The following is a 13,697-nucleotide window of genomic DNA, read 5'->3' as shown; positions in this document are numbered from 1 at the left end:
ACCACCTCGTCAGTATTTGAGAATGACGCTGTCAAGGCTGCGCTTGGGCAGATGGTAGTTGCCACTTTCATCATGCCAGCCGTAGGCGTCGGAGCCGGGCTCCTGGTTTTCGATAACAATCGCTTCCCCCGGCTTGCCGATGGCCACCACCAGCAGAATCTCATAACGGGTCGGCAGGTCAAGGGCCTCGCGCAGCTTGCGCCGCTGCACCTTGGCCGCGATGCAGCCACCCAGCCCAAGGTGGGTAGCCCCAAGCAGAATCGACTGGGCTGCAATGCCCTGGTCGGCTACATAGCTGCTGCAAACGGTCTTGTCGCCGAGAATGATGATGTAGCCCGTCGGCTTGACACCCTTGATCGGGCCACCCCAGCCCCGCAGATAACCCTGCCACGACAGGGTATCGAAAATCTGTTCGTTGCGGGCCGGATCGCAGGAGATGATGTAGCGCAACGGCTGCTGGTTCAGGTTGCTGGTCGAGGGCGCCAGGCGGGCATAATCAACCAGTTCGCGCAGAACCTCCTCGGACACCTTCTCCGACTCGACAAAATAATGATAATTGCGGGTCTTCTCGATCAGTTTGCGGAAATCGCATTCAGGAACCACTGTCATAACTACCTCCCTTGCTGTCGTCGGGGGGAGAGCTGCCGGCGTACCCGCGCCGGCAGCTCTGACCAAACCACGTTACCTTGTCTGAACAGCGCTGCCAGCCGATCCGGCAGCGACTTAAGGGGTCATTCAACCCTCACCCATAACCTGGAAATAAAATAGTGTTTGTATTTTTCCAGTGCAAGTTTTTTTTCAGACTGTTTCGCTGTGGCAATTTAATATCTTAACCATAGCAAAAGTTTTCGGCTTGGCAAGGAATGGTCATCTTTTGTTTTTTCAACAGTAATTTCGAAATCTTACAGCTCAATTTACAGACTCCCCCCGACCCTTCAAATCGTCCCCGCTGATTAGTTCGTTAATAGATTATTTTGCTGTAATAATGCTGGATCGTGGGCGTACTGACACAACACCCAACCCGGATGACGGCACATAAACGCTGTTTACGCCTTCCTGAGCCACCTCCCTGATCAATCACACCACAAAAAACTCCCGGCGAATGAGCGCCGGGAGCTGAGGTAACGCCCTGTCCATGTCGTCGTCAGATTTTGCCGAGCAGACGCAGAAAGCCATCAAGGGCAGTGAAGGGATGAAAGGGACAGCCGGGAATATACAGATCAACGGGCAGAAGATCGCCAATACCCTGATGGGCCTGATTGCTGGTACGGAACGGCCCGCCGGCAATGGCGCAGGCACCGGCAGCGATCACCAGCCTGGGCTCGGGCATGGCGGCATAGGTCGCCAGCAGAGCCTCGCGCATGTTTTCCGTCACTGGCCCGGTCACCACCAGACCGTCGGCATGACGCGGCGAGGCGACAAACTGGATACCGAAACGGCCGAGATCGAACAGCAGGGTCGAAAGCACGTTGAGATCCGCCTCGCAGGCGTTACAACCCCCAGCCGATACCTGACGCAGCTTGATGGAACGACCAAACAGCCGCAACAGCTTGTCGGACAACTGGTCGGCCCGCCGCAGGGTGCCATCGTGCAGCAGCAGATCCTCGCGCCGGCGCACCGCCAGACGATAATCACCAGTGAACTGCATCGCCCGATGCTGGCACACCGCCGGACAGTCGGCACAGAACAGACAGCGGCCCAGATCGAGCTGCAGCCGTTCATCCGCCTCGCTCAGGGCCTCGAACGGGCAGCTGGCAATGGCCGCCTGCCGCGTCTGCGGCGACAATTCCTCGTTCAGTTGCGGCAGACCACGAAAACGACCAGCCAGGGTCGGCTCGATTTTGGGATATTTACTGGTGCGGTGGCCCTGCCGCAACCGCTCGCGCAAAATACTCAGCATGACGCCTCTCTTTCGCTACCACCTGCCGGTTACAGGTCGAAACCACAGTAGGACAGATTGAAGCTTTTGTTACACAGCGGAAAATCGGAGATCTGCTGGCCACGCAGCGCCTGGGCCAGACCGCTCCAGTTATGGAATGACGGATCGACAATCTTGTAGCGTTCGAAACAACCGGCATCATCGGTCAGCGCCACATGCACCAGTTCGCCGCGCCAACCCTCGCACAGACCGACCGCCAGACTGTTGGGCGCCAAGGCAGCCACCGGCCGCGTCAGCGGCCCTGCCGTCAAGCGGCGCAGAATCTGGTTGACCTGAGCCAGGGCAGCGTAGATCTCGCGCCGCCGCAGGTTGCCACGAGCGAAGATATCTCCGCTGTCTTCGGTCAGGCAGTCACCGAAATTTTCGGCCCAGAAACTGTTGGGATAGTTCTGCCGCAGATCACGGGCCAGGCCGCAGGCCCGCGCCGGCAGGCCGACCAGGCCCAGCGCCTCGGCGTCTTCCGTACGAAGACAACCAATGCCCTCGAAACGTGCCAGCACCGAAGGGGTATCGAAACACAGATCGATGGCGCCGCGCGTTTCAGGCTCAAGAATGGCCAGCCGCTCGCACATGCGCTTGATCAGCGCGTCGTCAAGATCGAATACCACCCCGCCAGGCCGCACCAGACCACGGCCGAAGCGGCTGCCACACAGCTCGGCGCTGAGATTGAGATAGTCGCCGCGCAGACGACCACAAAAGGAGGAGGTGGGCAAAAAACCGACATCGCCGGCCAGGGCGCCGACATCGCCAACATGGTTGGCGAGGCGCTCGTATTCCAGCCCAAGGGCACGCAGCTGCAGCGCCCGCGGCGGGGCACTGATGCCGGCCAGGGTTTCGACCAGTTCCGCGTAGGCGGTGGCCTGGGCAATGCTGCTGTCGCCGGCGACGGCTTCCAGCTGATAAGGCGTGCGCCCCTGGGGGCCACCGATCAGATCGGGTTCCAGGCCACGGTGCTGATAGCCGAGGGAGATCTCCAGATGCAACACCTCCTCGCCGTGACACTGAAAACGGAAATGGCCAGGTTCAATGATACCGGCATGGACCGGGCCTACGGCCACCTCGTGGACCTCCTCACCTTCCACCTGGTAAAAATCCATCTGACCACAGGAGCAGGCGCCCTTGCGGTCCCACAGGTCAACCGCGCCGCCCCAGGGACGATGAAAACGCACCAGCTTGAGCCAGGGATGGCCGACAGGCCGCACGCCGTACTGCTCGGCCAGTTCCCGCTCAAACAGATGCAGTTGCGGACAGACCGGTGTCAGGGCATCAAATTCAGCGCCCACACGGGTGCGCCACAGCGCCAGGCGGCCCCGCCGGTCATCGCGCAGGGCAAGGGCGAAAATCTCCAGCCCGGCAGCGGTCGGCCGACCGAAGTAGCTGGCGATCCGCCCCCCCTCGGCCACCGTCTGCAACAGGGCGGCAGCAAAGTCGGCATAGTTCAGAAGCGGCAGATCGGCCAGGGCAACACGCTGGTTGGGAGTGAAACAGCAGGCGGTGGCGGGAAAGCTCATGAGCGCACCTCCACAACGGCGGCCGCCGCCTGCAGGGCCTGCTGCAACGGTTCCGGCAGATAGAGTCCCAACAGCAGCACCAACAGCAGGAAACACAGCGGTGGCACCACCAGCAGGGGACGGTCGGCATAGGGCGTGTCGAGCTTGACAGCTTCACCCTGGGTGGCCGTCAGGGCCGTGGCCGCCATGCCGACAAACACCAGTGCCAGCAGCACCAGCACCAGCAGGGCAATGCCGCCGCGATCAGCGGCCATCATGCCGCGCAGCAGGGTGAATTCGCTGATGAAGGGGCCAAAGGGCGGCGAGCCGGTAATGGCCAGAAACCCGGCCAGGAACAGCCCGCCCGACAGCGGCAGGGTCGCCAGTGCGCCGCGCACCTCAGACAGGCGCTTGCTGGCATAGGCCCGCTGGATGTTGCCGGCCGACAGGAACAGGCAACCCTTGGTCAGGGCGTTGTTGATCAGATGCAGCAGGGCAGCGAAGGTGGCCAGGCCGCCAATGCCAATGCCGATGGCCAGCAGGCCCATGTGTTCCACCGACGAATAGGCCAGCAGCCGCTTGATATCGGGCTGGCGCACCATGAACACGGCCGCCAGCAACAGCGACAGCAGGCCCAGCACCAGCAGGATCTGCCGTGCCAACGGACCGTCGCCGGCAGCCGTCATCACCTGCACCGCCCGCAGGATGGCAAGAAAGGCAACGCTGGTCAGACCGCCGGCCAGCAGCGCGCCCACCAGTCCCGGCGCCTCGCCGTAGGCGTCGGGTTTCCAGCTGTGCAGCGGTGCCAGCCCCATCTTAGTACCGAAGCCGACCAGCAAAAAAGCATAGCCGGCATGGAGCCAGGCCGGCGCCAGCTGCGGGGCCTGGGCCAGCAACACATCCAGCTGCAGCGACACCGGCTGCAACTGGCTGACCAGCGCGGCATAGGCAAAGAACAGGATGCCGACCATGGCCAGGCCGATCCCGACCGAACACAGCAGCAGATACTTCCAGGTGGCTTCGATGGACAGGCGATTGCGGTTGTAATAGATCAGCGGCGCGCTGGCCAGAGTGGTCCCCTCCACCGCCACCCACAGCACCCCGAAATGGCGGGCGGCGATAGCCATGGTCATGGTGGCGAGAAACAGCAGCAGACAGAAGACGATAACGCGGTTGCCCCGCTCCCGGTGAATATTGAAATAACCAACGGCATAAAACGAACAACCGCAGTACAGCAGGCTGGTAACCAGCAGCACCAGATGCGACAGGGCATCGAAACCGAACCAGCTGCCCAGCGGCGTCATCCGGTCGAAGGCGAACAGACAGAGCGCCAGATGCAGACTGGCGCAGCCGGCCAGCAACCAGGAGCGGCCCTGGTGCCAGGGCAGCAGCAGGGCCAGCAGGGCCGCCGCCAGCGGCAGAAGCATCAACAACAGCAGCATGGCATCACTCCTTCAGAGCCGTCAGCGAGCTGGTGCTCAGGGCGGCGAATTCACGGTTGATCTGATTCATGACGATTCCCATGACGAAGGTGGCCACCAGCAGGTCGAGCAACACCCCGGCCTCGACCGTCAGCGGCATGGCCTCGGCCAGCAGCACGGCAAAGATGAAGATACCGTTTTCCATGATCAGATAGCCCAGCACCTGGGTAATGGCCTTGCGCCGGGTCATCAGCAGCAAAAAACCGCTGAACAGGGTGGCCAGCGCTGCCGGAATGAACAGGCTGCGGTAATGCTCCGGCGCCAGCGGCAGAAAGTCACTGAACAAAAAGGAACCAACCGTCACCAGCGTACCGAGAATCAGGGTCGGCACATAGCCAATCAACGGCTCGATTTCGCGGCGGATGCGCACCTCGCGAATGGCCCGCTGCAGCAGCCAGGGAATCAGCAGTCCCTTAAGACTCAGGCTGACCAGGGTCAGGAACAGGGTGTGACCATGCAGACCATGGGCCAGTGGCGGCAGCAGGGCCAGCAGGGCGCCCTGCAGGGCCACGGCGCGAATGCCGGCCACCAGTCGGGCGGTGCCCAGCGCATAAAAATTGATCAGCAGAATCAGCAGCAAGACAATGTTGGTCATCGGCCCCTCCAGTTCAGGGATAGGCATTCAAACAGATGGTGGCTCAGCGCAGAATCAGCACCAGGGCGAACAGCGACAGCAGACTGGTTCCCACCAGCACCTGTGGCACACGCGGCAGTCGCAGCCGCGCCATGGTCGATTCGATGACCCCGACCACCACCGCCAGCAGCAGCAGACCCACAAGAAACAACGTCAGATCCAGTGCCAGCTGGCCGGTTTCAAAGGGCAGCAGCAAACGGACAATGAGCGCGCCCAGCACCATCAGCTTCAGCGCCGCGCCATAATGAATCAGAGCCAGGGCCGGACCGCTGTGATCCAGCACCATGACCTCGTGCACCATGGTCAGTTCCAGGTGGGTATTGGGATCATCGAAGGGAATGCGCGAGTTTTCCACCAGTAGCAGCACCAGCAGACAAACCACCAGCAAGGCCAGGGCCGCGCCAGTCGTACTGGCCCACAGGGCCGCCAGATGCCCTCCCAACATGCCATTGAGGGTCAAACTGTTGCCGCAGCGGGCCAGGGCCAGCAGCACAAAAAACAGGGTCGGTTCGGCCAAGCAGGAAAAGGTCACCTCGCGGGCCGCGCCCATGCCTTCAAAACTCGATCCGGTATCAAGGGCCGCCGTGGCAGTGAAAAACCGTCCCAGGGCGAACAGGTAGACGAACAGGATCAGATCGCCGCGAAAGGACAGCGGCGCCGCCAGCGGTCCCAACGGCAGCAGCAGAGCGGCTAGCAGTGGCACCACCAAGCCCACCGCCGGACCGGCGAGGAACACCCAGCTGGTGGTCTGACTCAGCACAAAACCTTTACGCCACAGCCGCGCCAGATCGTAATAGGGCAGCAGCAGCGGCGCGCCGACCCGGCCGGCAAACGCAGCCTTGGTTTTGGTGATCACCCCCAGCAGCAACGGTGCAAACAGCAGCAACACCAGCAGATGCAACAGAACAGAACCCAACATGAGCCCGCCATCCTTTCCACTTGCCCGGCGCCTGGAAAAGACCCTTACGGAGCTTATCCGGCTGGGCAAGCCGAACGTACGATTTTCCCCTTGCTGACAAAAAAGCGCAGAAGCAAAAAAGATGAGGTCGCAAAGCGAAAATGCGGCTTCCTTTTTCTCATAAAACAACAGCTTACAAACCAAGCCATTCATTAGCGCGCCCATTCATGGGCGTGGCGCTGACTTCTTGCGAAGTCATCCAAAAAGCCTTCTTGCTGCCACTTGCCCGTCACGGGCAGCGGCAAGCGCAACGGCCCGTTAGCGGGTCAGAAACAGTAGCACCAGCAGCGTAACGGCAACATACAGCAGGTAAGCCGCCAGCCGGCCATTCTGAATCCAGCGCCGCAGCTGCTGAAACAGCCCGCACAGCCCCCGCGCCAGCGGCCCGAGCAGGCCATCGAGGACCGGGTCGGCACTGTGACTGGCAAAACTCTGGCGCGGCGGCAACAGCCCGCGCACCTGGCGGCCCTCGCAACGCGTCGCCAGGCTGAAGCGGAACAGGCCCACCAGCAGCGCAGCAAAGGAACTGGCGCTGTACTGCATCCGTGGCGTCGCTGCGCCATAGCCACAGCCCCAAGTGGGCTGATCGAGCGGCGCCAGCCGCGCCAGCCGGCGCAGCCACCACCAGACCAGGGCGCTCAGCAGCAACAGCAGCGCGGCCAGCCGACTGATGCTGGCCAACGGCGCCATTTCGCCCCCCAGTGGCACCAGATCGGTCAGACTGGCCGAAACCGGGTCAGCAATGCCAGGCCACCAATCCCGCACCGCCCGCCGCAACAGCGGCACCAGCAGCTGTGGCAGCAGACCGATCAGGCCGCAGGCCAGCAGCAGCAGCGCCATCGGCCCCAGCAACAAAACTGAAGCCTCGTGCGCCCCCCGGGCCGCCGCCGTGCGGGCCTGGCCGAGGAAGCTGACACCGAACACCTTGACAAAACAGGCCAACGCCAAGCCACCCACCAGTGCCAGCACCGGCGCCACCAGCAGGACCGCCTGCAATGGCCGAGCGGCGTCGACCGCCTCGAAGGCCCCCAGATAAATCAGCCATTCGCTGATGAAACCGTTGAGCGGCGGCAAACCGCAAATGGCCACGGCCGCACCCAGAAACAGCAGGCCGGTCAGCGGCATTGTTCGTAACAGGCCACCGAACGCATCCATCCGGCGGCTGCCGACCCGCTGAATGACGGCGCCGGCACTGAGAAACAAGAGCGACTTGAACAACCCATGGTTGAGGGTATGCAGCAGAGCGCCACTCAACCCCAGCACCACCAGCGCCGGCGCCTCATAGCTGCGCCCGAGCAGGGCCAGGCTGAGCCCCAGGGCGATGATGCCGATGTTCTCGACACTGTGATAGGCCAGCAGGCGCTTGATATCGTGCTGCGCCAGCGCCAGCACCACACCGAACACCGCCGACAGCGTACCCAGCACCAGCAACGTCCAGCCCCACCAGGGCGGGATCGTGGCAAAAAACGAGGTCAGTCGCACCAGACCGTAGATACCGCTTTTGATCAGCACGCCCGACAGCAGGGCCGAGGCATGGCTGGGCGCGGCGGCATGAGCGGCCGGCAGCCAGATGTGCAGCGGCATCAGTCCGGCCTTGACGCCAAAGCCCAGCAGTGCCAGCCCAAACAGGGCGGGTGGCGCGGCCGGCAGACTGGCAGCCACGGGAAACAGGGTGCTGCCGGAGAGCTGCTCCAGCAGGGCGAACAGGGCAAACAGGGCCAGGGTGCCGCTATGGGTCGCAATCAGGTAGAGATAACCGGCCTGGCGGCTGAGCGCCTTATCATCCTCGGCGGTAACCAGAAAATAGCCCCCCAGGGCCATGATCTCCCAGCTCACCAGAAACAGAATCGCATCACGACTGGCCAGCAGCAGCAACAGGGCGCCGCCGCTCAGACCAAAGAACAAGCGCAGCTTTCGTCCACTGGTGGGGTGATGCCGCTGAGGCCAGTAGCCCAAGCCATAGAGCGCCGTGGCAGCCAGCACCAGCAGCAGCGGTACGATGAAAACCGCCGCCAGGCCATCAACAGCCAGCACCAACTGGCCGGCCGGCAACGCCCAGGGCTGCCGCAGCGTTTCACCGCTGTACAGCAGTTGCGGCAGGGCCAGCGCACAGCAGGCCACCCCCAGCAGGGTCAGGCCACAGGCCAGACGCTCTCCCGCTGGCGCCTGGCGCGGCAGCAGCAGGCCCACCAGACCGGAAGCGACGATCAGAACAATCCCCACCAGAAAGACAATCATCCGCTCATCCTCCCCTCCCCGCCCACAGGGTCCACACCAGCAGCAATGCACTGGTGACAAAGATGTACAGCAGGTAGATGGCCAGCTGGCCCTGCTGCAGCCAGCGCAACCGCTGACAATCCTGCGCCAGCCGCCGCATGAGTGGCAGCCAGGAAGACTCCAGTAACGGATCCGGCGCCTGCTGGTTCAACCGCGCCGCGCCGGCCAGCAACTCAGCAGGCGCCTGCAACTGCACGCGCGGCTGCAAAAACCGCGGCAGCAGCCGCCGAAACAGCAACTCGGAAAAACCGGCAGCACTGTAGGACTGGCGTGCAGCGGGCGCCACATAGCCACAGCCCCAGGTGGGCTGCCAACGCAACGGCCGGCGCCGGCGCAACCCCAGCAGCAGCCCCACAACCGCCAGTACCAGCAACAGCACCGCACCGCCAAAGCAGCCCAGCTGCTGTGGCAGCTGCAGTCCGCTGGCCGGCAGCGAATCGACGGCCGCCAACGGCGCCAGCAGCGCCACCACCGGCGCCTGCAGCCGCAGCAGGGGGGCTGGCCACAGGCCGGCCACAAGACAGGCCCCACACAACAGCACCAGCGGCAGCCATAAAAGCGGCGAAACCTGCCGCGCCTGCGCCGCCGCTGCGCTGCGCGGCGCTCCCAGCAAAGACAGGCCGATCAGGCGGACAAAGGTCACCAGGGCGATGGCGCCCACCAGGGCCAGCAAACCGACCAACAGCACCGCCGGCAAGGCCATAGCAGCCGGCAGGGTGCTGGCCGCCTGCAGCAGGGTCAGATAAAGCAGCGCCTCGCCGGTCAGGCCGTTGAACGGTGGCACGGCACTCAGCGCCAGGGCACCGCCGATCCAGCACAGCCCCACCAGCGGCAGGCGCCGCAGCAATCCCCCCAGCCGGTTGATGTCGCGACTGCCACTCGCTTGCAGCAACGCGCCGGCTCCAAGAAACATCAGCCCCTTGAACAGCACATGATTCCACAGATGCAGCAGGGTGCCACTACCGGCCAACAGCGCCAGCAGCTCGCGCCCCTGGGCCTGCGCCGCCAGCGTCAACCCCAGACCAAGAAACAGGATGCCGAGATTTTCCACCGTGGAATAGGCCAAGCAGCGTTTGATATCGCTCTGTAGCGCAGCCTGGGTAATGCCGTACAACGCGCCGGCGATCCCCAGCAGTGCCAGCAAATAGCCCCACCAGGCCGGCGCCGGCGGCAACAGCAGCAAAAACCGCAGTAAGCCGTACAAACCCGTTTTAACCAGCACGCCCGACATCATGGCCGACACATGACTGGGCGCCGCCGGATGGGCGCCGGGCAGCCAGATGTGCAAGGGCAGCAGCCCGGCCTTGACCCCGAACCCGCCCAGCAACAGGCCAAACAGCAGCGCCGCCGGCAGTGGCGGCAGTTGCCGGAGCGGCCCGAAGGCAGCAAAGTCGAAACTGCCACTTAAGGCACCAACCTGGGCAAAGAACAGCAGCAGCAGGGTCAGGCCACCGTGGGCCACCATCAGATAGAGGCCGGCCGCCCGTCGCACCTCCTCGTCCTGATGATCCCAGGCCACCAGAAAGAACGACGCCAAAGTCATGACCTCCCAGGCCGCCAGAAACAGCAGGGCATTGGCCGCCAGCACCACCAGCAGCATGGCCGCCACCATCAGGTTGTAGAAAAACCAGTGAGGCGCCAGCGAACGATGGTGGCCTTCCTGGCGCAGATAGCCGGCGCCGTAAAGGGCACAGCAGACATTGAGCAGCGCAATGGGCAGCAGAAAACAGGCGGCCAGGGCATCCAGCTGCAGATTCAGGCTGCCACCCGACACCGCCCAACCCCAACTGAAATCCAGCTTCAGGTTGCCGGCCAGCACCCGCACGGCCAGCGGCACCACCAGCACGCTGGCCAGCAGATTGCTCAGCACCGCGCACAGGGAGCAGAGCGCTGACCGCCGGCCGATCAGCAAACTCAACAGCGCCCCCACCACCAACAGCCCCATGGCCATCAACAAGGCATTCATTGCCACAACTCTTTCATTCCCAGGCTTTCCCGCCATGACTGGACCGACTGCTGACAACAGCCCCCGCCGGGCCTGGACAACGCCAGCAGCGCAATCCGCAACTTCATTTGCCTGACAGGCCCGTTGCCGGCAGCCAGCCAAAAGCATTGCTGCCCTGGCCGATGCCCCTCGCGTAGCGTTTCCGCTGCCATCAGGGCGCCGTCCGGGCCAGACTGGCTTCAGCCTGCTGCAAGGCAGCAAACAGATTTTCACGCGTCGCCACCTGCTGCAGCGCGGCCTGAAACCCGCCATCACGCAGCACGAAACACAGCCGCGACAGCAAATGCAGGTGCATGCGCGCCGTAGGCGATAGCAGCGTGAACAACACACTGACCGGCTGACCATCGAGAGCCTGGTAGTCCACCGGCTGTTCCAGAAAACTCAGCGACAGCGACGGCTCGTTCAGGTGCAGCGGCAGCGGATTGCGTGGGTGGGGCACGGCGATGCCCTGACCCAGGCCGGTAGAGGCCAGGTTTTCCCGCGCGATCAACGCCTTTTCCAGATAGTCGCGGTCGGTTTCCGGCGGCAGGCGCAGTTCGCGCACCATGTTCTTCAGCACCGCGTTACGACTGTTTCCCTCAATCCGGTAAAACACCCCGCCATTCTCCAGCGCCTCCACCAGCGACGGCAGCGGCAGGGTGCGACTCTCGGGCTCCTCGTAGGCGCTCACTGGCACGCCCATGCGACGTGACAGGGCCCATTCGAGCAGTTCCGACTTATTGAAACGATAACTTTCGTTGAGCTTGTACACCGGGATGAGATCCTGCTTGATCCAGCGGTAAATCGTTTTTTCCGACACGGTCAGCAGGGCGGCCGCGTCCTTTACAGATAGGTTCATTTTTACTCTCCAGTACGCATCTTTCATCCTCAAGGGACATTTAAGGACACTACGCCCAAAAAGAGACAGATGTCAACGAGCAGATTTTACCCTTTCAGGGACAGACGCAAGGCGGCCAGACACAGCGGTGCCCGCAGCCATGAGCAAACATGGACCAAGCAGGTCAGCACACAGCGGCACCACAAAACTCAGAGCAACAGAGGGAAAAAACAGGCAAGCGCAGAAAATCGGCAGAGGGGAAACGAGAAAGCCCATGGATGGGTGCCGTTGAAAAAGCCCCCGAGGGAACTTTTTCAACATCCTGTTAGTGCCGCTTCTGATAGCGCCGGACGGCGCGGTTGTGTTCCTGCAGGGTACGGGAAAACTGATGACTGCCATCGCCCCGGGCCACGAAGTAGAGAGCATCCTCGGTCGCCGGTCGGGCCACGGCACGCAGGGCAGACAGGCCCGGATTGGCAATGGGGCCCGGCGGCAGCTGGGTGCGGGTATAGGTATTGTAGGGATGATCGGTGCGCAGGTGCGCGCGGGTAAGATTACCGTCGAAGCCTTCCAGACCGTAGATCACCGTCGGATCGGCCTGCAGCGGCATGCCCAGCCGCAAGCGGTTGTGAAAAACGGCGGCAATGCGGGGCATTTCCTCGGTCAGACCGCTTTCCTTCTGCACAATGGAAGCCAGCGTCAGCCACTGGTGCAGATCAAGCCCCTGATCGGCGGCGGCCTGACGCAGCTCCTCATCAAGCTGCTGACGCAGCTGACGTACCAGCGTAGCCAGAATCGCCGGCTCCGGCGTACCGGCCGCGAAATAGTAGGTTTCGGGAAACAGATAGCCTTCGAGACTGGGCGCTTCCAACTCCAGCGAGCGGATGAACTCGGCATCGGCCAGCAAGGCGGCAAACCGCTCGGCGCTGCCCAGACCGGCTGCGGCCAGCCGAGCGATGGTCTCGCGCGCCGTCAAGCCCTCGGGCAGGGTGCAGCGCACAAGTTGCACGGCCCCGCGGCTGAGGCGATCGAGCACCGCGACCGCCGTCAAGCCACCCTCGAAGCGGTAACTGCCGGCCTGCAAATGGCCAGCCACGCCCTGCCAGCGGGCCAGCGCCACAAACAACGGCGCTGACCGGATGACGCCGGCGCGCTGCAACTGCCGGGCAATGGCCGGCAACGACTGGCCGGCTGTAATGGTCAGGTCACAGGGCGCGGTCAGCACTACCGGCCGGTGGACCTCCCACAAAGCCAGGGTCGCCAGCAGCGTGACCGCCAACGACAGGGTCAGGATCGCCAGCAGCAGACGGCGCGGCCCGCGACGGCCGGGCACAACCGCATTATCAAAAGGTGAAACGGTTTTCCGTGCCACGCCGCAGCCGTTCAATATTGGAGCGATGCCGGTAGATCACGCCGGCGGCGATCAGCAGCGTCACGCCGAACAGCAGCGTCGAGCGCTCGAAGGCCAGCACCAGCAACGGCATCAGCGCCGCGGCGCTGATGGAAGCCAGCGACACATAGCGGAAACGCCACAGCACGGCGGCGAAGAGCAGCAGCGCCAGCACCACGCTGACGGGTGACAGCACCAGAAAAATACCCAGCGCCGTGGCCACACCCTTGCCGCCCTTGAAGCCCAGATAAAGCGGATAGCAATGGCCGATAAACAGAGCCAGGGCCACCAGAGCCAGCAAGACCTCGTCCTGCCGCCCCAGCGCCTGCAGCAGCAGCAACGGCAGCAGGCCCTTGAGCATATCGGCAACCAGCGTCAGCACTCCCAGCCGTTTGCCGGCCACCCGGTAAACATTGGTGGCACCGATATTGCCGCTGCCCTGGCGCCGCACATCGCCGGCGCCAGCCAAACGGGTCAGCAACACCCCACAGGGGATGCTTCCAATGAGATAGGCCAGCGTCACCACAAAAACAGACATCATCGTCCCCTGAAACTCCCTGAGCAAGAAGGCTCCATGCAAAAAGGCACCGGAGAAACCGATGCCTTTTTGCAGAAAAACACGGGCAGCAGGCCCGGAACGTCTCCCCACCGGAAACGGAGCTCTTGTCGCACAGTCCGGCCCAAAAATCAAGGGGCGGCAAGTCCT

Annotated in this window: 11 protein-coding genes; all 11 read right to left on the bottom strand. The window is 63.1% G+C overall.

Going from position 1 to position 13,697, the window contains the following annotated elements; genetic code table 11:
• Positions 1 to 9: 9 nt before the first annotated feature.
• The 11 genes from BLR80_RS04415 to plsY all read right to left on the bottom strand — a co-directional run bounded on the left by BLR80_RS04415 (position 10) and on the right by plsY (position 13,532).
• On the bottom strand, positions 10 to 609 hold the full coding sequence (locus BLR80_RS04415) for a nitroreductase family protein (protein ID WP_092076675.1): 600 nt from the start codon (positions 607 to 609) through the stop codon (positions 10 to 12).
• 535 nt (positions 610 to 1,144) lie between these two features.
• Positions 1,145 to 1,900 (bottom strand): NADH-quinone oxidoreductase subunit B family protein, encoded by a 756-nt coding sequence (locus tag BLR80_RS04410; RefSeq protein WP_092076673.1) that lies wholly within the window; start codon positions 1,898 to 1,900, stop codon positions 1,145 to 1,147.
• 29 nt (positions 1,901 to 1,929) lie between these two features.
• A complete protein-coding gene (locus tag BLR80_RS04405) occupies positions 1,930 to 3,450 on the bottom strand; it encodes a hydrogenase large subunit (protein ID WP_092076671.1) in 1,521 nt (506 codons plus the stop codon).
• Positions 3,447 to 4,871: a proton-conducting transporter transmembrane domain-containing protein gene (locus tag BLR80_RS04400; RefSeq protein WP_092076670.1), complete on the bottom strand. Its 1,425-nt coding sequence runs from the start codon at positions 4,869 to 4,871 to the stop codon at positions 3,447 to 3,449. Before BLR80_RS04400 ends, BLR80_RS04405 begins: the two co-directional genes overlap by 4 nt.
• A 4-nt stretch (positions 4,872 to 4,875) precedes the next feature.
• Complete coding sequence (locus BLR80_RS04395) at positions 4,876 to 5,505, bottom strand: hydrogenase (RefSeq protein WP_092076668.1); 630 nt, start codon at positions 5,503 to 5,505, stop codon at positions 4,876 to 4,878.
• Between the two features lie 43 nt (positions 5,506 to 5,548).
• Positions 5,549 to 6,463: a respiratory chain complex I subunit 1 family protein gene (locus tag BLR80_RS04390; RefSeq protein WP_281241589.1), complete on the bottom strand. Its 915-nt coding sequence runs from the start codon at positions 6,461 to 6,463 to the stop codon at positions 5,549 to 5,551.
• 297 nt (positions 6,464 to 6,760) lie between these two features.
• Positions 6,761 to 8,740 (bottom strand): proton-conducting transporter transmembrane domain-containing protein, encoded by a 1,980-nt coding sequence (locus tag BLR80_RS04385; protein ID WP_092076666.1) that lies wholly within the window; start codon positions 8,738 to 8,740, stop codon positions 6,761 to 6,763.
• Positions 8,741 to 8,744: 4 nt separating this feature from the next.
• On the bottom strand, positions 8,745 to 10,745 hold the full coding sequence (locus BLR80_RS04380; RefSeq protein WP_171906309.1) for a proton-conducting transporter transmembrane domain-containing protein: 2,001 nt from the start codon (positions 10,743 to 10,745) through the stop codon (positions 8,745 to 8,747).
• 190 nt (positions 10,746 to 10,935) lie between these two features.
• The gene (locus tag BLR80_RS04375) at positions 10,936 to 11,622 is read right to left on the bottom strand and encodes a PTS sugar transporter subunit IIA (RefSeq protein ID WP_092076662.1); all 687 of its coding nucleotides are present in this window, start codon (positions 11,620 to 11,622) and stop codon (positions 10,936 to 10,938) included.
• A 304-nt stretch (positions 11,623 to 11,926) separates the two neighbouring features.
• Positions 11,927 to 12,973 (bottom strand): endolytic transglycosylase MltG, encoded by a 1,047-nt coding sequence (gene mltG / locus BLR80_RS04370; RefSeq protein ID WP_171906308.1) that lies wholly within the window; start codon positions 12,971 to 12,973, stop codon positions 11,927 to 11,929.
• A complete protein-coding gene (plsY, locus tag BLR80_RS04365) occupies positions 12,945 to 13,532 on the bottom strand; it encodes a glycerol-3-phosphate 1-O-acyltransferase PlsY (RefSeq protein ID WP_092076658.1) in 588 nt (195 codons plus the stop codon). Before plsY ends, mltG begins: the two co-directional genes overlap by 29 nt.
• Positions 13,533 to 13,697 lie beyond the last annotated feature (165 nt).

The sequence above is a fragment of the Desulfuromonas thiophila genome (genome assembly GCF_900101955.1).
GTDB lineage: Bacteria > Desulfobacterota > Desulfuromonadia > Desulfuromonadales > Desulfuromonadaceae > Pseudodesulfuromonas > Pseudodesulfuromonas thiophila.
This window is presented reverse-complemented; position numbering and strand designations above follow the sequence as displayed.

Excerpts from the sequence above, each read along its gene's own strand:
- BLR80_RS04410 (WP_092076673.1), bottom strand. The coding sequence starts at position 1,900 with ATGCTGAGTATTTTGCGCGAGCGGTTGCGGCAGGGCCACCGCACCAGT.
- BLR80_RS04405 (WP_092076671.1), bottom strand. The coding sequence starts at position 3,450 with ATGAGCTTTCCCGCCACCGCCTGCTGTTTCACTCCCAACCAGCGTGTT.
- BLR80_RS04400 (WP_092076670.1), bottom strand. The coding sequence starts at position 4,871 with ATGCTGCTGTTGTTGATGCTTCTGCCGCTGGCGGCGGCCCTGCTGGCC.
- BLR80_RS04415 (WP_092076675.1), bottom strand. The coding sequence starts at position 609 with ATGACAGTGGTTCCTGAATGCGATTTCCGCAAACTGATCGAGAAGACC.
- BLR80_RS04380 (WP_171906309.1), bottom strand. The coding sequence starts at position 10,745 with ATGAATGCCTTGTTGATGGCCATGGGGCTGTTGGTGGTGGGGGCGCTG.
- plsY (WP_092076658.1), bottom strand. The coding sequence starts at position 13,532 with ATGATGTCTGTTTTTGTGGTGACGCTGGCCTATCTCATTGGAAGCATC.
- BLR80_RS04395 (WP_092076668.1), bottom strand. The coding sequence starts at position 5,505 with ATGACCAACATTGTCTTGCTGCTGATTCTGCTGATCAATTTTTATGCG.
- BLR80_RS04390 (WP_281241589.1), bottom strand. The coding sequence starts at position 6,463 with ATGTTGGGTTCTGTTCTGTTGCATCTGCTGGTGTTGCTGCTGTTTGCA.
- BLR80_RS04375 (WP_092076662.1), bottom strand. The coding sequence starts at position 11,622 with ATGAACCTATCTGTAAAGGACGCGGCCGCCCTGCTGACCGTGTCGGAA.
- BLR80_RS04385 (WP_092076666.1), bottom strand. The coding sequence starts at position 8,740 with ATGATTGTCTTTCTGGTGGGGATTGTTCTGATCGTCGCTTCCGGTCTG.